The organism is Helicobacter cetorum MIT 99-5656 (assembly GCF_000259275.1).
In the GTDB taxonomy this organism is placed as follows: domain Bacteria; phylum Campylobacterota; class Campylobacteria; order Campylobacterales; family Helicobacteraceae; genus Helicobacter; species Helicobacter cetorum.
Window position 1 is genome coordinate 1,287,369 of record NC_017735.1, and the last position, 20,153, is coordinate 1,307,521.

Annotated in this window: 20 protein-coding genes and 1 tRNA gene; 17 read left to right on the forward strand and 4 right to left on the reverse strand. The window is 36.8% G+C overall.

Annotation, left to right across the window (positions count from 1 at the left end; genetic code table 11):
- The first annotated feature begins 23 nt into the window (after window positions 1–23).
- The 13 genes from HCD_RS06045 (at window position 24) to HCD_RS06105 (ending at window position 13,704) form a co-directional block, all read left to right on the forward strand.
- Window positions 24–101: transfer RNA gene (locus HCD_RS06045), tRNA-Pro, on the forward strand.
- A 101-nt stretch (window positions 102–202) separates the two neighbouring features.
- Entirely contained in the window at window positions 203–2,254 is a 2,052-nt protein-coding gene (gene ppk1, locus HCD_RS06050) for a polyphosphate kinase 1 (protein ID WP_014659694.1), read from the forward strand.
- A gap of 3 nt (window positions 2,255–2,257) precedes the next feature.
- A complete protein-coding gene (locus tag HCD_RS06055) occupies window positions 2,258–3,313 on the forward strand; it encodes a quinone-dependent dihydroorotate dehydrogenase (RefSeq protein WP_014659695.1) in 1,056 nt (351 codons plus the stop codon).
- Window positions 3,310–4,650 (forward strand): zinc protease PqqE, encoded by a 1,341-nt coding sequence (pqqE, locus tag HCD_RS06060; RefSeq protein WP_014659696.1) that lies wholly within the window; start codon window positions 3,310–3,312, stop codon window positions 4,648–4,650. The genes HCD_RS06055 and pqqE overlap by 4 nt, the downstream gene beginning before the upstream one ends.
- Before the next feature lie 15 nt (window positions 4,651–4,665).
- The gene (dapA, locus tag HCD_RS06065; RefSeq protein WP_014659697.1) at window positions 4,666–5,568 is read left to right on the forward strand and encodes a 4-hydroxy-tetrahydrodipicolinate synthase; all 903 of its coding nucleotides are present in this window, start codon (window positions 4,666–4,668) and stop codon (window positions 5,566–5,568) included.
- Window positions 5,565–6,377: an enoyl-ACP reductase gene (locus HCD_RS06070; protein ID WP_014659698.1), complete on the forward strand. Its 813-nt coding sequence runs from the start codon at window positions 5,565–5,567 to the stop codon at window positions 6,375–6,377. Before dapA ends, HCD_RS06070 begins: the two co-directional genes overlap by 4 nt.
- A 9-nt stretch (window positions 6,378–6,386) precedes the next feature.
- A complete protein-coding gene (locus HCD_RS06075) occupies window positions 6,387–7,004 on the forward strand; it encodes a hypothetical protein (RefSeq protein ID WP_014659699.1) in 618 nt (205 codons plus the stop codon).
- On the forward strand, window positions 7,001–7,540 hold the full coding sequence (gene pgsA, locus HCD_RS06080; protein WP_014659700.1) for a CDP-diacylglycerol--glycerol-3-phosphate 3-phosphatidyltransferase: 540 nt from the start codon (window positions 7,001–7,003) through the stop codon (window positions 7,538–7,540). Before HCD_RS06075 ends, pgsA begins: the two co-directional genes overlap by 4 nt.
- A gap of 103 nt (window positions 7,541–7,643) precedes the next feature.
- Complete coding sequence (locus HCD_RS06085) at window positions 7,644–9,071, forward strand: amino acid permease (RefSeq protein ID WP_014659701.1); 1,428 nt, start codon at window positions 7,644–7,646, stop codon at window positions 9,069–9,071.
- A 43-nt stretch (window positions 9,072–9,114) separates the two neighbouring features.
- Window positions 9,115–10,545, forward strand: a complete 1,431-nt coding sequence (locus HCD_RS06090) for a DegQ family serine endoprotease (protein WP_014659702.1) — start codon at window positions 9,115–9,117, stop codon at window positions 10,543–10,545.
- A gap of 10 nt (window positions 10,546–10,555) precedes the next feature.
- On the forward strand, window positions 10,556–11,782 hold the full coding sequence (locus HCD_RS06095) for a bifunctional 2-C-methyl-D-erythritol 4-phosphate cytidylyltransferase/2-C-methyl-D-erythritol 2,4-cyclodiphosphate synthase (RefSeq protein ID WP_014659703.1): 1,227 nt from the start codon (window positions 10,556–10,558) through the stop codon (window positions 11,780–11,782).
- 35 nt (window positions 11,783–11,817) lie between these two features.
- On the forward strand, window positions 11,818–12,714 hold the full coding sequence (locus HCD_RS06100; protein WP_014659704.1) for an OriC activity response regulator: 897 nt from the start codon (window positions 11,818–11,820) through the stop codon (window positions 12,712–12,714).
- Window positions 12,715–12,873: 159 nt separating this feature from the next.
- Window positions 12,874–13,704 (forward strand): 5'-3' exonuclease, encoded by an 831-nt coding sequence (locus HCD_RS06105; RefSeq protein ID WP_014659705.1) that lies wholly within the window; start codon window positions 12,874–12,876, stop codon window positions 13,702–13,704.
- Window positions 13,705–13,708: 4 nt separating this feature from the next.
- On the opposite strand, the gene HCD_RS06110 is transcribed toward HCD_RS06105, so the two are convergent.
- A complete protein-coding gene (locus tag HCD_RS06110) occupies window positions 13,709–14,959 on the reverse strand; it encodes a hypothetical protein (protein ID WP_041594833.1) in 1,251 nt (416 codons plus the stop codon).
- Window positions 14,960–15,198: 239 nt separating this feature from the next.
- On the opposite strand from HCD_RS06110, the gene HCD_RS06115 reads away from it, so the two are divergent.
- The 4 genes from HCD_RS06115 (at window position 15,199) to fur (ending at window position 18,213) form a co-directional block, all read left to right on the forward strand.
- A complete protein-coding gene (locus tag HCD_RS06115) occupies window positions 15,199–16,065 on the forward strand; it encodes a DnaJ family protein (RefSeq protein WP_014659707.1) in 867 nt (288 codons plus the stop codon).
- Window positions 16,066–16,075: 10 nt separating this feature from the next.
- A complete protein-coding gene (locus tag HCD_RS06120) occupies window positions 16,076–16,447 on the forward strand; it encodes a heat shock protein transcriptional repressor HspR (protein WP_014659708.1) in 372 nt (123 codons plus the stop codon).
- On the forward strand, window positions 16,444–17,622 hold the full coding sequence (locus tag HCD_RS06125; protein ID WP_014659709.1) for a replication-associated recombination protein A: 1,179 nt from the start codon (window positions 16,444–16,446) through the stop codon (window positions 17,620–17,622). Before HCD_RS06120 ends, HCD_RS06125 begins: the two co-directional genes overlap by 4 nt.
- A gap of 138 nt (window positions 17,623–17,760) precedes the next feature.
- Window positions 17,761–18,213: a ferric iron uptake transcriptional regulator gene (fur, locus tag HCD_RS06130; protein ID WP_014659710.1), complete on the forward strand. Its 453-nt coding sequence runs from the start codon at window positions 17,761–17,763 to the stop codon at window positions 18,211–18,213.
- Window position 18,214: 1 nt separating this feature from the next.
- Here the strand turns inward: fur and HCD_RS06135 are convergent, their stop codons facing one another.
- From HCD_RS06135 to fliY, 3 genes are read right to left on the reverse strand one after another with little or no spacing between them, the layout of a single operon-like run.
- The gene (locus tag HCD_RS06135) at window positions 18,215–18,709 is read right to left on the reverse strand and encodes a DUF2147 domain-containing protein (RefSeq protein ID WP_014659711.1); all 495 of its coding nucleotides are present in this window, start codon (window positions 18,707–18,709) and stop codon (window positions 18,215–18,217) included.
- A 6-nt stretch (window positions 18,710–18,715) separates the two neighbouring features.
- Window positions 18,716–19,252, reverse strand: coding sequence for a YhcH/YjgK/YiaL family protein (locus tag HCD_RS06140; protein ID WP_014659712.1), 537 nt, complete (start codon window positions 19,250–19,252; stop codon window positions 18,716–18,718).
- A gap of 28 nt (window positions 19,253–19,280) precedes the next feature.
- On the reverse strand, window positions 19,281–20,153 hold the full coding sequence (gene fliY / locus HCD_RS06145) for a flagellar motor switch protein FliY (protein WP_014659713.1): 873 nt from the start codon (window positions 20,151–20,153) through the stop codon (window positions 19,281–19,283).

Below are 20,153 nucleotides of genomic sequence, written 5' to 3' on the forward strand. Positions count from 1 at the left end.
ATTATAATCTCATTCTTTTGTTTCGGAGTATGGCGCAGCCTGATTAGCGCGCACCCTTGGGGTGGGTGAGGTCGTGGGTTTGAATCCCGCTACTCCGACCATGACTTCTTTTAGAAACATCGTTAAATTATTAACTTTTCATTATATAATCACACCAAGCGAACTTTTATTCTTAAACATTATTATCTTAAAGGATTTTTCGTTGAATCATTTTTTTAACCGAGAGCTTTCATGGTTAGCCTTTAATACAAGAGTTTTAAATGAAGCTAAAGATGAGAGCTTACCTCTATTAGAACGACTAAAATTTTTAGCCATTTATAGCACTAACTTAGATGAATTTTACATGATAAGGGTGGCTGGACTTAAGCAACTTTATGAACACAAAATCATCTCTAGAGGCACTGATAACACAACCCCTGAAGAGCAACTAGAAAAAATAGAACGCTACCTAGCGCTTGAAATTGAAGAAATGGAATTAGAATTTCAAAAAATTCAAGCTTTGCTGGCTCAAAAAAAACTTTGCGTGAGTGCTTATAACAAACTCACTCCACTCCAAAAAGCTAAGGCTAAAAATTACTTTTTAGAGCAACTCTATGCATTAGTTTTGCCTTTCAAGCTTGATTCTTCACACACTTTTCCGCCTTTATCTAACTTGACCTTTGCGCTCTTTGCAAAAATCAAAGAGAAAAAAACTCAAAACATCTCTTACGCACTCATCAAATTACCCACCTTCACAGCTCGTTTTATAGAGCTAGAAAAGGGCTTGTTTGTGCTTGCTGAAGAAATTGTAGAAGCGCATTTACAAGATTTGTTTTTAGGGCATGAAGTCTTGGAGTGTATGGCTTTTAGAGTAACTTGTGATGCAGATATTGAAATTGCAGAAGATGAAGCTCACGATTATGTGGATTTGATGAGCGAAGGCTTAAGAAAACGCAATCAGGGCGAAATCGTGCGCTTACAGACCCAAGGGGGTAGCCAGGAGCTTTTAAACACCTTGTTAGCATCTTTAAGAAGCTTTCAAACCCACTTTCATGATAAGCTTAAACTCTCTGGTATGCATATTTATAAAAGTGCAACCATGCTGGGTTTAGGGGATTTATGGGAGTTAGTTAATCATAGTGATTTTAAAACGCTCAAATCGCCTAACTTCACGCCTAAGATTTTACCCCCACTTGATGAAAGCGACTTGTTTAAAGCTATAGAAGAACAGGATTTATTACTCTTTCACCCCTATGAAAGTTTTGAACCTGTAATTGATTTGATAGAGCAAGCCACTAATGACCCAACAACCCTTTCTATCAAAATGACTCTTTATCGTGTGGGCAAGCATTCACCCATTGTCAAAGCCTTAATTGAAGCAGCAAGTAAAATCCAAGTGAGCGTTTTAGTAGAATTAAAAGCCCGCTTTGATGAAGAAAGTAATTTACACTGGGCAAAGGCTTTAGAAAAGGCGGGGGCATTAGTGGTTTATGGCATTCTTAAACTTAAAGTGCATGCCAAAATGCTTGTTATTACCAAAAGGATAGACAATCGTTTGTGCCATTTTACCCATTTAAGCACAGGTAATTACAACCCCTTAAGCGCGAGAATTTATACTGATGTGAGTTTTTTTAGCGCTAAAAATGAAATCGCCAACGATATTATCAAGCTCTTTCATTCGCTTCTTACTAGTAGTGCAACAAGCAACACCCTAAACACTCTTTTTATGGCACCCAAACAGATTAAAAATCAAATCATTGAGCTGATTCAAAACGAAATCAAGCACTCAAAAGAAGGCTATATCATTTTAAAAGCAAACGCTCTAGTGGATAGCGAAATCATTGAATGGCTTTATAAAGCATCTCAAAAAGGGGTCAAAATTGATTTGATAATTAGGGGAGTTTGTTGTTTAAAGCCCCTAGTCAAAGGCTTAAGTGAGAATATTAGAGTATATTCTATTGTAGGAAAATACCTAGAGCATGCACGCATTTATTATTTTAAACATACTAACATCTATTTTTCTAGTGCGGATTTAATGCCAAGAAATTTAGAAAGGCGTGTGGAGTTGCTCATTCCAGCCACAAGTCCAAAGATTGCAAATAAATTGTTGCGTATTTTAGAAATTCAATTAAAAGACACCATGAAACGCTACGAATTGGATTCTAAGGGTAATTACACTAGAATTTCAAACCCAAACACCCCTTTAAATTCGCAAGATTATTTTGAAGCACAAACTCTCAAAATGGGTGCTTATTTAGATGAAGTAGAGGATTGAATAATGTTTTATCCATTATTGAAAAAATATTTTTTTAGCCTAGATGCTGAGGTTGCTCATGAAAGAGTTTGTAAGGCATTAAGAGTGCTTTCTAGAACGCCTTTTTGGTGCACTTTAACTCACGCTAAGTTTGGCTACACAGACCCTAGACTTAAGAATGAGATTTTAGGCTTAAATTTCCCTAACCCCCTAGGATTAGCCGCAGGCTTTGATAAAAATGCTTCGGTGCTTAGGGCTTTAATTGCATTTGGTTTTGGCTACTTAGAAGCAGGCACTTTGACAAATGTTGCCCAAAGTGGAAATGAAAAGCCTAGACTTTTCAGACACATTGAAGAAGAGTCCTTACAAAATGCTATGGGGTTTAATAATTACGGAGCCATTTTAGGGGTTAGGGCTTTCAATCGCTTTGCCCCCTATAAAACCCCTATCGGTATTAATTTGGGCAAGAATAAACACATTAAACAAATTCATGCCCTAGAAGATTACAAAGCCGTTTTAACCAAATGTCTTAGTATCGGCGATTATTATGCGTTCAATCTTTCTTCGCCTAACACCCCTAATTTAAGAGATTTACAAAACAAAGCGTTTGTAAGCGAGCTTTTTTGTATGGCTAAAGAAATGACTCATAAGCCCTTATTTTTAAAAATCGCCCCTGATTTAGAAATAGACAACATGTTAGAAATTGTAAGTAGTGCTATTGAAGCGGGAGCAAATGGTATTATTGCTACAAACACTACCATTGACACAAGCCTTGTAAGTGCTCCTAAAGAAGTGGGGGGCTTGAGTGGAAAATGCTTGAGCAAGAAAAGTCGTGAAATTTTTAAAGAATTAGCTAAGGCCTTTTTTAAAGAGAGTGTTCTCATTTCTGTAGGGGGAATTAGTGATGCCAAAGAAGCTTATGAAAGGATTAAAATGGGAGCGAGCCTATTGCAAATTTATAGTGCTTTTATTTACAAAGGGCCAAATTTATGCCAAAATATTCTTAAAGATTTGGTAAAATTACTTCAAAGAGATGGATTTTCTAGCGTCAAAGAGGCTGTAGGAGCGAATTTAAGATGAATTATTTTGGGTCTTCTGGTAAAAGATTTTTGGGGCTTTGTTCTGTCTTGTTAGTAACATTAGGAGCAAGCATGCACGCAAAGTCTTACTTACCCAAACATGAGAGCATTACTTTAAAAAATGGATTGCAGGTTGTAAGCGTTCCCTTAAGCAATAAAAGTGGGGTCATAGAAGTTGATGTGCTTTACAAGGTAGGCTCTAGGAATGAAATCATGGGCAAGAGCGGTATCGCTCACATGTTAGAGCATTTAAATTTTAAAAGCACTAAAAATCTCAAGGCCGGCGAATTTGATAAAACCGTCAAGCGTTTTGGTGGCGTGAGTAACGCTTCTACAAGCTTTGATGTAACACGTTATTTTATTAAAACCAGTCAGGCTAACTTAGATAAATCTTTAGAGCTATTTGCTGAAACTATGGGTTCTTTGAATTTGAAAGAAGATGAGTTTTTACCTGAGCGTCAAGTGGTTGCAGAAGAGAGATTATGGCGGACTGATAATTCTCCTATTGGCATGCTTTACTTCCGTTTCTTTAATACCGCTTATGTTTATCATTCTTACCATTGGACGCCCATTGGCTTTATGGGAGATATTCAAAATTGGACACTAGAAGACATCAAAAAATTTCATTCGCTCTACTACCAGCCTAAGAATGCTATCGTTTTAGTGGTAGGTGATGTTGATTCCAAAAAGGTCTTTGAACTCACCAAAAAACACTTTGAATCCCTGAAGAATCTCAATGATGAAGCTATTTCAAGCCCCCATATGAAAGAGCCTAAGCAAGATGGGGCTAGAATGGCAGTTGTGCATAAAGAAGGGGTTCAATTAGAATGGGTGGCGTTAGGCTATAAGGTACCTGCCTTCAAGCATAGAGACCAGGTGGCTTTAGATGCGTTGAGCATGCTCTTGAGTGGAGGTAATAGCTCTTGGCTTCAAAGTGAATTAGTAGATAAGAAACGCTTAGCTTCTCAGGCCTTCTCTCATAATATGCAATTACAAGATGAAAGCGTATTTTTATTTATTGCTGGGGGTAATCCTAATGTTAAGGCCGAGGCTCTGAAAAAAGAAATCGTGGGGCTTTTAGAAAAGCTTAAAAAAGGTGGAATCACTCAGTCTGAGTTAGACAAGCTAAAGATTAATCAAAAAGCTGATTTTATTTCTAATTTAGAAAATTCTAGCGATGTGGCGGGGCTTTTTGCGGATTACTTGGTGCAAAATGATATTCAAGGACTCACAAGCTATCAGCAACAATTTTTAGATTTAAAGGTGAGCGATTTGGTGCGTGTAGCTAATGAATATTTTAAAGACGCTCAATCAACCACCGTGTTTTTGAAACCTTAAAAAGAGTCATTTGGCATGCAATTTAGTTCGGCTAGTGCGTTAATTACGCCTTTTAAAAAAGATTTGAGCGTTGATGAAATCGCCTATGAAGCTCTGATTAAACGCCAAATTTATCAAGGCATGGATGCATGCGTTCCTGTAGGTACGACTGGAGAGTCCGCTACACTCACTCACAAAGAGCATATGCGTTGCATTGAAATCGCTGTGGAAACTTGTAAAAACACCCCCACGCCCAACAATACACATATGAAAGTATTAGCTGGAGTAGGCAGTAACGCTACTAGCGAGTCTCTTTCTTTGGCACGATTTGCTCAAAAAATAGGTGCAGATGCGATTTTATGTGTGAGTCCTTATTATAATCGCCCCATTCAACAAGGTTTATTTGAACATTATAAAACCATTGCTCAATCTGTTGAAATTCCTATAATGCTTTATGATGTGCCAAGTCGCACGGGTGTATCTATTGAAGTTTCAACCGCTCTTAGGCTCTTTAGAGAAGTTTCTAATATTAAAGCCATTAAAGAAGCTTCAGGGTCTTTAAAAAGAGTGATAGAATTGCACCACTATGAAAAGGATTTTAAAATTTTTAGTGGCGAGGATTTGCTCAATCACTCCATTATATTTTCAGGTGGTAGTGGCGTGATTTCAGTAACCGGAAATCTAATGCCAAACTTAATTTCTAAAATGGTATCTCATGCTTTAAATAAACAATACCAAGAGGTTTTAGAAATTCAAAACAAACTTTTTGATTTGCATCAAGCGCTTTTTGCAGAAACTAATCCTATTCCTATTAAGACGGCCATGCATCTAGCTGGACTGATTAAAAACCCTAACTATAGGTTACCCTTAGTAGCTCCAAGTAAGGAAACTTTTAAACTTTTAGAAAAAACTTTACAACAATATGAGGTTATTTTATGAATTCAAATTCTTGCAACCACACCAACCACATCAACCATATGAAAGGCAGAACACTTGTAATCAGTGGTGCTACAAGGGGTATCGGTAAGGCTATTTTATATCGTTTTGCTCAAAATGGCGTGAATATTGCTTTCACCTACAATAAGAATGTTGAAGAAGCTAACAAAATTATAGATGACATCAAAAAGCAATATTCTGTTCAAGCAAAAGCCTATCCCCTTAATGTTTTAGAGCCTGAACAATACAGTGAGCTTTTTAAACAAATTGATACGGATTTTGATAGGGTGGATTTCTTTATCTCTAATGCAATTATTTATGGGCGTTCGGTTGTAGGAGGGTTTGCCCCCTTTATGCGTTTAAAACCTAAGGGGTTAAATAACATCTACACCGCAACGGTCTTAGCATTTGTTGTGGGGGCACAAGAAGCAGCAAAACGCATGCAAAAGATTGGTGGTGGGGCGATTGTAAGCTTAAGCTCTACAGGAAATCTTGTTTATATGCCAAATTACGCCGGGCATGGCAATTCTAAAAACGCTGTAGAAACCATGGTAAAATACGCCGCTACCGATTTGGGTGAATTTAATATTAGAGTCAATGCTGTTAGTGGTGGACCTATTGATACTGATGCCCTAAAGGCATTTCCAGACTACGCTGAAATCAAACAAAAAGTAGAAGAGCAATCCCCCTTAAAACGCATGGGTAACCCTAACGACTTGGCTGGAGCAGCTTATTTTCTATGCGATGAAAAGCAGAGTGGGTGGCTCACAGGTCAAACCATTGTTGTAGATGGTGGAACCACCTTTAAGTAAAGACTTTTCTTGCAAAATACTATCCATATCAACCACAGCAAAGAGTTGCAATTAGTGAAAAAATGCTTGCTCTATTATTTTTTTGCTCCTTTAAGCGGTGTCATTCTTTGTGCAGTTTTAATCGCACTCAAAGGGGCGATAGTCTTTCAAGTCTCTACGCAATTTGTGAATAAAGATTTTTTAACTTACGCTATTTTGCTCGCTCTTTTTTTATGTGTTTTAGGATTTATTGCTGGAGCGATTGGGTTTTATCAGTTAGCTAAAATTACGCATAATTTATGTTTATTTGAAAATTTTGTCTTCAGTTTTTTAGCCATTGCTCTATGCTCTCTACTAGGTTACTTTCTTCCTAATGCTAAAAATACGCTCTCATTAATAGGTAATGGTGTCTCTATTTTTTATCTATACAAGCTCTATAGAGAGTTAAGCCTTTGCACTCAAGACAAGCATTTTTTTATGGGGTTTAGATTATTGCTCTTTAGTCTTATGCTTGCTTTTTTAGGCATTTTACTCCACTCAAGCCTAAATGTTATTTTTTTAATGGTCGCTATGGTTTTGATGTGCGTGGCTCTTACTTTTTTGGGGCGTGCGTTTTTAAAATTCTCACAAGTTTCTTTTAAAGCATGAAATTTTTAAAACTTTTACCCAACTCACTGACGATTTTACGCATTATTCTAGCCTTATTTTTATTGTTCTTATTATTAAACACGCACACTTATTTCAACCACTTAAGTTTTTTTGAAATAAATATGCTCTCTTCTTGTGTTTTTTTATTTGCCGCATTTACAGATTTACTTGATGGCTATATCGCTAGAAATTATCAGGCTAAATCTCGTTTTGGAGAAATCTTTGACCCCCTAGCAGATAAAATGCTTATCTTAAGTGCCTTTTTAGGATTAGTGCATTTGGGGCGTGTGGATGCGTGGATTCCTTTTATTATTTTGGGGCGTGAGTTTTTTATTTCAGGGCTAAGGGTCTTAGCTGCTAATGAAAAAAAAGATATTCCTGTAAGCAAACTAGGCAAATACAAAACCGCTCTTCAAGTCTTAGCCATTAGCTCTTTGCTCGCTAATTTAGCTTATGCTCATGTATTTGTGGCTGTAGCTGTTTTTGCAACGATTTACTCAGGACTAGACTACACCATAAAATATTATAAATCTTAATTTTAAAGTTTTCATCATCATCTCTTTGAGAAAGTTACCTAAATTATCATTTTATTTTTTGTTATAATTCAAGCTATTTTCTCATTTTTCAAAGGGGTGTCGCATGGACAATACAAACACAACGCATTCACAAAGCAAGCTTAAAAGAGACATCAAAATGCGTCATCTCTTGATGATTGCTTTTGGAGGAGCGATTGGAACAGGGCTTTTTGTAGGAACAGGAGGTAATATCGCTAGTGCAGGCCCCTTAGGCACTCTCATTGCTTATTGTTTTGGGGGACTTGTGGTGTATTGCATCATGCTCTCTTTGGGCGAATTAGCAAGCTTTTATCCAACCACAGGAAGCTTTGGAGACTATGCGGCTAAATTCATAGGTCCTGGCACAGGCTACATGGTCTTTTGGATGTATTGGCTTGGCTGGGTCATAACGGTTGCACTAGAATATATCGCCATAGGCATGCTTATGCAACGCTGGTTTGCTGACATTCCTATCCATTATTGGGTTGTTGCTTGTATTCTTTTGGTTTTTTTATTAAATTTCTTTTCAGTCAAAATTTTTGCTGAAGGGGAGTTTGTTTTTAGCCTTGTTAAAGTTTTAGCGGTTATTTTTTTTATTGCCATTGGAGTTGTGGGCATTCTTTATCAAATCTATTTGAATGGGTTTAACTCTATTTTTGATAATTTTCATTTTGGCGATAAGGGCTTTTTTCCTAATGGAAGCACGGCTGTTTTTAGTGCCATGCTGGCTGTCATTTTTGCTTTTACCGGCACAGAAGTCATTGGCGTTGCTGTAGGAGAGACTAAAAATGCAAGTGAAGTTATGCCAAAAGCGATTAAAGCGACCTTATGGCGGATTGTATTTTTCTTTTTAGGCTCTGTGTTTGTGATTTCAGTCTTTTTACCCATGAATGATTCTTCTATCACACAAAGCCCTTTTGTAAGCGTTTTGGAACGCATTAATTTACCTTTTGTAGGCATGGGCATTCCCTATGTAGCTGATGTGATGAATATGGTTATTATCACAGCTATGTTCTCTACTGCAAATTCAGGACTTTATGGAGCAAGCCGTATGATTTATGGGCTATCAGAGCAAAAAATGTTTTTTAAGGCTTTTTCTAAACTCAACCAACAAGGCACCCCCACAAATGCTATGATTTTTTCCATTTTCTTTTCTCTCATAGGGCTTTTAGTTCAGTTCTACGCTAAAGAAAGCGTTGTGGAAGCCTTTATTAATGTGATTAGCTTCACGGTAATTATCGTATGGGTTAGCGTATCCATTTCACAATATGCTTTCCGCAAACAATATCTAAAAGCGGGGCATTCCCTAGATGATTTACCCTATAAAGCCCCCTTTCTACCCTTTTTACAGCTCGTAGGAATCACAGGTTGTATCATCGGCGTGATTGGTTCTGCTATGGATAAAGAGCAACGCATTGGAATGGTTCTAACCATTATTTTTGCCATTATCTGCTACATTGGATACTATTTTACACAAAAAGCTAATCAAAATAATAAAAAAGATTTGATATAATCTCTTTTTAAATTTTGAAATCTAGCCTTATTAAGGAAGCAACATGATGAAGAAAGCCTTTTTTATTTCATTAACTCTAGCACTGAGTTTGAACGCTGGCAGTATCCAGATTCAAGACATGCCAAAAGTCAAAGAGCGAGTGAGCGTTCCATCTAAAGATGATACAATTTATTCTTATCATGATTCTATTAAGAATTCTATCAAAGCGGTGGTCAATATCTCTACTGAAAAAAAGATTAAAAATAGTTTTATGGGCGGTGGTATGTTTAGCGACCCGTTCTTCCAGCAGTTCTTTGGAGATTTAGGTGGTATGGTGCCTAAAGAAAGAATGGAGAGAGCCTTAGGCAGTGGGGTGATTATCTCTAAAGATGGCTATATTGTTACCAACAACCATGTCATTGATGGGGCAGATAAAATTAAAGTTACCATTCCAGGAAACAATAAAGAATATTCCGCCACTTTAGTAGGCACTGATTCTGAAAGCGATTTAGCTGTGATTCGCATTACAAAAGATAATTTACCCACGATTAAATTCTCTGATTCTAATGATATTTTAGTGGGCGATTTGGTCTTTGCTATCGGTAATCCTTTTGGAGTGGGTGAGAGCGTTACTCAAGGCATTATTTCAGCACTCAATAAAAGCGGCATTGGACTTAATAGCTACGAAAATTTCATTCAAACGGATGCCTCTATCAATCCCGGAAATTCTGGGGGTGCGTTAATTGATAGCCGTGGTGGGTTAATTGGAATCAATACCGCCATTCTTTCCAAAACCGGTGGAAATCATGGCATCGGTTTTGCCATTCCTTCTAACATGGTTAAAGATATTGTTTCTCAGCTCATCAAAACCGGTAAAATTGAGCGGGGTTACTTGGGCGTAGGCTTGCAAGATGTGAGCAGCGATTTGCAAAATTCTTATGACAATAAAGAGGGAGCGGTTGTTATTAGCGTAGAAAAAGACTCACCAGCCAAAAGGGCAGGAATTTTAGTGTGGGATTTAATCACTGAAGTGAATGGTAAAAAAATCAAAAACACCAACGAATTAAGAAATCTTATCGGCTCTATGCTACCTAATCAAAAGGTTACATTAAGGGTTATGAGAGATAAGAAAGAAAGAAGTTTCACACTCACTCTAGCAGAGAGAAAAAATCCTAATAGGAAAGAAACAAGTTCCACTCAAGGCGATGCACAAGGTCAGTTAAACGGACTTAAAGCAGAAGATTTAACCCCTAAAACAAGAAAAAGCATGCGGTTAGGCGATGATATACAAGGGGTGGTTATCGCTCAAGTGAATGAAAATTCACCAGCAGAGCAAGCGGGCTTTAGACAAGGTAATATCATCACAAGAATTGAAGATGTTGAAATTAAAAGCATTGCTGATTTTAACCATGCCTTAGACAAATATAAAGGTAAGCCCAAACGCTTCTTAATTTTAGATTTGAATCAGGGCTATCGCCTTATTTTGGTTAAATAACACGCTAGACATGTCTTTTATCAAAGTAAATGGGGAGACTTTTCAAGTTTCTTTAGAGGTCTTAGAAGAAAATACAAACTCTCTTAGCAATGAAGAAGCGTTAAAAATGCTTGCCAAACAAACAAGCGTCATCTTACTTAGTGCTGGAGATTCTAGGCGTTTTTCTCAAACGATTAAAAAGCAATGGCTACGCTCTTGTCATACTCCCCTATGGCTAAGTGTTTATCACAGCTTTAAAGAAGCCCTAGACTTTGATGAAATTGTTTTAGTAGTGAGTGAGCTAGACTATATTTATATCAAACGCCACTATCCAGAAATCAAGCTTGTAGTAGGCGGAGCCTCACGACAAGAGTCTGTGAATAATGCTCTAAAAATTATTGATAGTGCTTATGTGCTTACAAGCGATGTGGCTAGGGGTTTGGTAGATATAAAAGTGCTTGAGAATTTGTTTTTGACTTTGAATCAAACCAATCATTATTGTATCGCCCCCTACTTACCATGCTATGATAGTGCAATTTATTATAATGAAATTTTAGACAGAGAAGCCATCAAACTCATTCAAACTCCGCAATTGAGCCACACCAAAACACTTCAATTAGCCTTAGCTCAAGGAGAGTTTAAAGACGAAAGCACCGCTATTTTACAAGCTTTTCCTAACCTTGTAAGCTATATTGAAGGTAGTAGCCATTTACATAAACTCACTACAAGTGATGATTTGAAGCATTTTACACCTTTTTTTAACCCTTCAAATGACACTTTCATAGGTATAGGCTTTGACACGCATGCCTTCATTAGAAATAAACCCATGGTTTTAGGCGGGGTTACTTTGGATTGTGAATTTGGGTTAAAAGCCCACAGCGATGGCGATGCCCTTTTGCATGCGATTATTGATGCGATTTTAGGTGCGATTAAAGCTGGAGATATTGGAGAGTGGTTTGCAGATGATGATGAGCGTTATAAAAACGCTGATTCGAGCGTGCTTTTAAAAATTGTATTGGATTTTGCTCAAAGTATTGGGTTTGAGCTATTAGAAGTTGGGGCGAGTATATTGAGCGAAATCCCTAAGATTACTCCCTATAAGCCGGTGATTTTAGAAAATTTGAGCCGTCTTTTAGGCTTGAAAAAATCTCAAATCAGTCTCAAAGCCACTACGATGGAAAAAATGGGCTTTATTGGAAAACAAGAAGGATTATTAGCTCAAGCGCATGTGAGTATGGGCTATAGGAAAACGATTTGAAAATTTTATTATCAAATGCTATAAAGGAAAAATAGATGAAAATCTTAATCATTGAAGACGATTTAGCACTTGCAAGAAGCATTTCCCACAATTTACATGATTTAGGGCATACTTGCGAGATTATCTCTAGCATTTCTCAAGAAAACAAAGAGCCTTATGATGTGATTTTAGTTTCTTCTAAGGTTTGCACTCAAGGGCGTTGTGAGCATTTTGTGCGTTATAACTCTAAGCAAATTATTATCATGATGGCTTCACATGTCAATGAAGATGGCGTGAATAAGCCCATTCAAGCTGGAGCGAGAGACTATATTTTAAAACCTTTTAAAATGGACGAATTGTTGCGTAAGATTCAATACCACAAAGCCTATCAAGAAATGACCGCTCGCATTGGGTTTTATGAAAATTACTTGGATTTTATCCATGCTGAATTGCCCTTGCCTAAAGATTTCTCTTACAGACCGCCCTTTGTGATTCACACGCAATCTCAAGACCTTGCTAACGCTTATTTATTGCAATATGCTAAAGAAAAACAAATGGATTTTTCTTTCTTCTCTTTAAAAGACACGACTTGGAAAGAGTTATACAAAAATAAAGACAAATTGGAACGCCCCTTTTACATCACGCATTTAGAAGAACTCAAAAAAGATGAGCAAGTCAAGTTGCTAGAATTAGCTCTTTCATGCCCTATTGTGCTGTCTTATACCCATAAAGAACCTTTAGATTTTCCTAGAGTTGTTACCATAGAAAGCGAAAACAAACCCCTAGCCTTATTCAACAATAACGCGCAATTTCTTTCTATCCAAGAATATGAAAAAGAAGCTATCAAACATTTTTCTTGTGCATGCACTGACACTGAGCTGGCGAGCAAGCTTGGCATTAGCCGTAAAAGCCTTTGGGAAAAACGCCGTAAATACAATTTACCCCGCAAATAAAATTTTATTTGGGGTTTTTATCCCACACACTTAAATAAAATCCCTTCTTAAAATAGTAAAAGAGTTTATTATTTGCTATAATAGTGAGTTTGTAAAAATAAAACACAAGGATTAGCAATCAAACAGGCACGCTATAAATCAAGGCATTCTAGAGTCCTTTTGCTGGATATTGATTGTGTTATTCCTAATATTGTTAGGCGTTTGCTTTCTAACAAAACGCTTCCTAAGAAATTCGCAACTTGTAGCCTACAAGAAGTGGGTGTAGTCTTTCTTACCACTCAAATCCTGTCTATCATGCGCAAGACTAATTGCTCTAAAACCCTTTTCTTCATCACTAGGGGTAGGGAGAGTTTTCGTTATCAATTATGCGATTATTATAAGAAAAAACGCCGTCAATTTGATGAAGATTTTAGAACTCTTTTAAAGGCTTTAAAAATCGCTTTGGTTGAAAAATACCCTTTTAAAAAAGGGGCTAGGATTCAAGGCGAGCATTGTTTTGAATACGAAGCTGACGATATTATCTCTTTTTATAAAAAGAAAAATCCCAAGCATTATGTGATAGCCAGCATGGATAAAGATGTCCTATACTCTAATAGTGGCTCTCATTTCAATTTGAAAACAGAGACTTTTTTTAATGTTAGCAAAAGAGAAGCCCAGTTTTTTGCCTACTATCAATGTATTGTAGGAGATAAGGGGGATAATATTCGTGGGGTTAAGGGAGTTGGCGAGATTAATTACAGAGATTTTTTAAACGAGCAAGCCAAAGAGCATGAATTATGGGAACAAACCATACAAGCTTTCAAAATCAAAGAAAATTTGAGCGATGTGGAAGCTAAAGAAAAAGCCCTTTTAAACATGCGTCTAGTCAATATGCACCAGATGACTCATCATGGTGCTATCAAACTCTGGGAGCCTAAGTTCAAACCACAAAGAGCTTTTTTTTACAAAAGAGTAAGGCTACAAAATCCTAATTTTAAAAAGAGTTCCTAAACATTTAAAACGAAAATTTTCCAAAAACGATAAAGGAACTATTTCCAAAACTCTTTTTAGTGGCTTTAGAATTGTGGGCATATACATACCCCCCACCCGCTTCAAAATCCAAGCTCTTATAAGTCCAAATCCTGTAACTACTCATCAAAGAATACTCTTGATAATTTCCAAAGGCTATCATCACATCTAAACGCATCTTATTAGTCTTAAGCCCACCAAAAACATAACCTGAAATACTGGAATTAGCAAAATAAATGGCTGGCACACCCGGTGCGTTAATCCCACGACCATAGAATTTTGTCCTATCATTAAAAGTCCATAAATAACCCTTATTATTTGGTGCAGGAACCATATAAAAACCCATTCCGAAATTAAAAATTCCGTATTTAAAAGTTTGGTCTATCATAAACAAGCCGGTGTTTTTAGCACTTGTAGTGGCGTTGGTGTTGCCATATTGATACATGCCCTGTGCTAAAGTGTGCAAAGTAAAACCTTTAGCGATAGAAGTAGCATATTCAAACTTACCCCCCACTTGAACTAGAACATTTTCAGTAGGCATAGGTAAACGAGTGTCTATCAAAACAAAAGGACTGAATTTAAAATTTTCTTTCTTGTATTCTGTGCCTAGTGCAAACACTTCTCCGCCTACATACAAGCGTTTAGACACAGGATTATAGGATGCCAGAGTGTTTAAAGTGGTAGCGATACGATTGCCCTGTTCTTTATTGACTTGATGCCCATTATAAAGCATACTATCCATAAAAATTCCAAAATAACGCATAGAATTTTGCTCTATGACTACAGATGCCCCTTGAATATTGCCCCCTATCCAATCAAAATCCACAAAATCCGTATCAAATCGCCCTAAAGCCACTTTAAAACGCTGAGTGGTGTATTTGAGATAAGCATCTGAAACATCGCCAGCACTTAGATAGGGTTTAACATTTTTAGAGCTACCTAAAAAATTGCCTAAACCGATATAAATGTTTGCCAAACGCTGTTTGTTATAAACATTCCAAGCACCGATAGCTCCAATGCCAAATGACCATCCATTGTTATAAGAAAAATCCACTCCAAGGCGTGTCAAAGCCCCCACATAACTATGCGGATTTCTTTGCATGCCTTGATTGTATAATAACCCTAGATACCCAAAGGGGCTAACTGAAATCTCCAAAGCCTTTAAGGGGTAAAGCCCCAACAATAACCCCCATAACACCAGGCTATAGCACTGATTCTTTTCTTTCCTATACCACATCTTGTATCGCATCAAGCAAACTCTAATAAAACCCCAAATCATTCGTTAATGTGTTTTCATTTAATCAAAATATTCTAATTAAAATTCAATTTAATTGTGCTGAAACCAAACAAAAAACGACAAGTTTTCCACTCATTCAAGCTCAAATCACATGAAATTATCAACTAACTTGATTGACTAACGCTAAAGATTTATGATAGCATTTATTCTAATAAAACTATTTTATAAGGTAAGTATCCATGAGTAAGAGTTTATACCAGACTTTAAATGTGAGCGAAAACGCCAGCCAAGATGAAATCAAAAAATCTTATCGCCGTTTAGCTAGACAATACCATCCTGATTTGAATAAGACCAAAGAAGCCGAAGAAAAATTTAAAGAAATCAACGCCGCTTATGAAATCTTAAGCGATGAAGAAAAACGCCGTCAATACGACCAGTTTGGAGACAATATGTTTGGCGGACAACACTTTAGTGATTTTGCTAGAAGCCGTGGCTCTAGTGAAAATTTAGATGATATTTTAAGCTCTATTTTTGGAAGGGGGGGCTTTTCACAAGGATTTTCTCAAAACGCACAGGGCTTTTCTAGTTTTGGTTTTTCTAATTTCGCCCCTGAAAATTTAGACATTACCACCACTTTAAATGTGTCTGTCCTAGACACCCTTTTAGGTAATAAAAAGCAAGTCATTATCAATAATGAGACCTTTAACATTAAAATTCCTATCGGCGTAGAAGAAGGCGAAAAAATTAGGGTGCGTAATAAAGGGAAAATGGGGCGAATGACTAGGGGTGATTTGCTCCTACAAATCCATGTTGAAGAAGATGAAATTTATAGGCGTGAAAAAGATGATATTATTCAAATCTTTGACTTACCCTTAAAAATGGCTCTTTTTGGGGGTAAAATTGAAATTGTGGCTTGGCATAAAACCCTAACTTTAACCATTCCACCTAACACAAAGGCTATGCAAAAATTCCGTGTTAAAGCCCAAGGGGTTAAAAACAGAAAAACTTCGCATACAGGAGATTTGTATTTACAAGCTCGTTTAATCTTACCTAAAGTTGAAGAGCTATCTGATGAATTAAGAGCGTTATTAGAAAAGGAATTATAAGGGATATGCTATGTGTGATTATGATGAACCGCTTTATTTAATCAGTGTTGTAGCTAAAATCCTAGATGTGCATCCTCAAACCTTGCGGCAATATGAAAAAGAAGGTTTGATAGAGCCTAACAGAACCGGTGGAAAAATGCGTCTGTATTCTCAACGAGACATGGATAAAATTAAGACTATTTTACGCCTTACAAGAGATATGGGGGTTAATCTAGCGGGCGTAGATATTATTTTACGCTTGAAAGAAAAATTAGACGAATTAGATAATCTCAATAAAGAATTGCAAAACGCTCTTCACAAACGCTCTAAAGATAACACAACCTTAATGAAAAATTTAAATACCCCTACTGATTCTTATGAATTGATTTTATTTAAAAAATGAGCTTGACTTCTCTTTTAAACCCAAAAAGCCTAGAAGATTTTTTAGGGCAAGAGCATTTAATAGGAAGAGATACCCCCCTATTTAAAGCCTTACGCTCAAAACACTTTCCGCATGCCTTTTTCTATGGCCCACCAGGCGTGGGTAAAACAAGCTTGGCTCAAATCATCGCTCACACTTTAGAACGCCCTATTCTCTCGTTTAATGCGACCGATTTTAAGCTTGATGATTTGCGTCTTAAACTCAAAAATTACCAAAATGCCCTTTTAAAACCGATTGTTTTTATTGATGAAACCCACAGATTGAATAAAACCCAGCAAGAATTTTTACTCCCCATTATGGAGAAAGATTTTGCTCTCATCTTAGGGGCTAGCACACAAGACCCTAACTACAGCCTAAGCCATGCCATTCGTTCAAGAAGTTTCATTTTTGAATTAACCCCCCTAAAAAATAGCGAATTAGAAAAACTTTGCTCTAAAGCCTTAAAATTGCTAGACAAACAAATAGAACCTAGCGCTAAAGTTTATCTTTTAAATAACAGTGCCGGTGATGCTAGAGCGTTATTGAATCTCTTAGATTTGAGTGCCAAAATAGAAAATCCTATCACTTTAGAAACCCTAAAATCCTTACGCCCCCATAGTCTAAATGACGGAGCCTGCAGCGATGATACCCATTATAATCTTATCAGTGCGTTAATCAAGTCTTTAAGGGGAAGCGATGAAAACGCTTCTTTATACTATCTAGCACGCCTAATTGCTGGCGGAGAAAATCCTGAATTTATCGCAAGAAGGCTTGTTATTTTTGCGAGTGAAGACATAGGCAACGCTAATCCAAACGCCCTTAATCTAGCCACTTCATGCTTATTTTCAGTCAAACAAATCGGCTATCCAGAAGCTCGCATTATTTTGAGTCAATGCGTGATTTATTTGGCTTGTTCGCCTAAGTCTAACACGGCTTATAAAGCCATAAACAAAGCCCTAGATTGTATTAAAAAAGGGGGGCTTTATCCTATTCCTAAGCACCTACTACCTAATGCCAAAGATTATCTTTACCCACACGATTATAATGGCTATGTGAAACAAGACTATTTAGAAAAACCCTTAGAATTTGTTTGTTCTCAAGGCATAGGGTTTGAAAAAACCTTGAAAGAATGGTTAGAGAAAATAAAGTCTGTTTGACTCGCTTAGCTGGATAAAAATTAACATTTCTTATCAAATTTAAATAATAATGAGTTTTATTTAGTTTTCATCTCATTATTATATGTTATAATATTGTCGTTATGAAAATCATTTTATATACAAAGGAAATATTTAACCATGAAAAGATTAGAAACTTTGGAATCCATTTTAGAGCGTTTGAGAATGTCTATCAAAAAGAATGGACTAAAAAATTCTAAGCAACGAGAAGAAGTCGTGAGCGTTTTATATCGTAGTGGCACGCACCTAAGCCCTGAAGAAATCACACATTGTATCCGCCAAAAGGATAAAAATACAAGCATTTCCTCAGTGTATCGCATTTTAAATTTCCTAGAAAAAGAAAATTTTATCTGTGTTTTAGAGACTTCAAAAAGCGGACGGCGTTATGAAATTGCGGCTAAAGAACATCATGATCATATCATTTGTTTGCATTGCGGTAAGATCATTGAATTTGCCGACCCTGAAATTGAACACCGCCAAAACGAAGTCGCTAAAAAGCATGAAGCCAAACTCATTAGCCATGACATGAAATTATTTGTATGGTGTAAAGAATGCCAAGAAAAGGAAGGTTAAATCAAGGACTAGCTTGAATGGTTTTAAGGACTTCATTCAAGTTAAAACGCTTGAGTTTTAGGGCTTTAACTTGTTCATTGCTCATGCGTTTCCAAATGAAGGTTTTGCCTACATACCCCCATTTGTCATAGCTTGGGGTAAATTCCAAATCCCCCTTTGAATTTTGAGTTACCTTGACATAGTAAGTCTTGCCATCATAAAAATTATAAGCTTTTCCATCTTTATAAGACCTATCGCCCTTTTTGACCAAACCGCTCAAAAACACCACGCCCTTATCGCTACGATTCCTTAGTTCTGGGTTAGGGTTATATTTGTCTTTTCTGGCACTAGAGCCATCTACATTAGAAATACCATAAGCATAAAATTTGCCCTTGTATTTGAAAAATTCCACATAAGAACTTTTCATGTGTAAAAACGCCTGAGTTTGATAGATTCCAGACAGCTCCACAGCCCCTAAAAAGCCAAAAAAGGCTAAGAAAATTATGATTGTAACCATAATATACTATAGCTTAAACTTGATTAGCCCTTTAGGCACCTTAACTACCACCTTAAAAATCGCTTCTGTCATGCGTCTCTCAAAAGACTTGTCATAAAATCTTAACGCATGCACATCATTCTCAAAAAAGATAGCTAACATACCCTTTGTCAAACACAGAAAAGAAGTTTCACAAGCTGGCTCATAAACGATTAAGTCTTTCTTTTCATCATAAGGCGTTTTAAGAGTGGCTTGGCTTCTATCTAGCACCTTAGCTCCTTCAGTCCCTTGAATGATTAACTGAAAATCCACATATTGCTCGTGGCTTTCAAAAAAGCCCTTCTCGCTCTCTCTAGCATGCTCTAAGCAATAGCTCTGTTCTATACTAAACATGCCATGCCCTAAATGAACCCGATGTTCTTTATTTTGAGCAAGACTTAAAATCCTTTGACAAATTTCACTATCTTTTTGTAAAGCATTTTTTAAATACCCATGCAAAATTTCTAATTCTTGCGTTTTCTTAAACAAATGCCCTAGCGAACCCAATGCACCAACAATTGCCATTTTCCTTCCTTCTTTACTATAAAATGATTTAATTTTTCAATTGTTCTAAACGTTCTTTTTTGGTCCCAATATCTGTGATTTGTATGCCAAAATTCCCATCCACAATTACCACTTCGCCCTTAGCAATTACTTTGTCATCTACTAGAATCTCTAAAGGGTCATTCACCAGCTGGTCAAGCTCTACCACACTTCCGATATCCATAGAAACCACATCTTTTAAAATCATCTTTTTTTGACCGATACGCACTTTGACATTCAATTTCACATCTAAAAGCATGCTAATGTTGCGGATTTCTGTATTGTCTAATGCCACTTCATGCTTTTGAGCTTCTATAGACTCTGAAACACTTGCTGAGTTTTGTGGGGTTTCTGTGGGCGAAGAAGTGGCTTCAAATTGATGGCTAAAAGCGGTGGTTGTCAAGAGAATCATTTGGCTTTCTTCAAAAGCTTCCATCTTGAAAGAAAGCACAATAGCCTTAGCATAATCTTCTTTTTTAGGAAGCTCATTAGAAATCTCAGCACTTGTTGTCGTAAAGTTTAATTTAGGAAGCAATTCTTGAGACTTCAAGCTTGTAGCAATCGCTCCAAAAATATTAGAAGCCATTTCTTTAAACGCATCTAAATCATCATTATCCAAATCTTCTTTACTAGCCCCATCACCCCCTAGCATTAAATCACTCAATGAAGTAACCAAACTTGCTGGAGCTAATAATTCAATATGGCTCTCACTCTCGCTTACTGCACTAATAACTACCCTTGCATAAGGCACATTCGCCAAACTTTCCCAAGCTTCTTCATCAGTAGCCACTTCTTTTTTTAATTCTACGCTCGGAGCCTTACCCACTAATCCTTCTAAGGTAGAAATAATCTCTTGGATAAAAATCTTAATAAAATCTTGCAT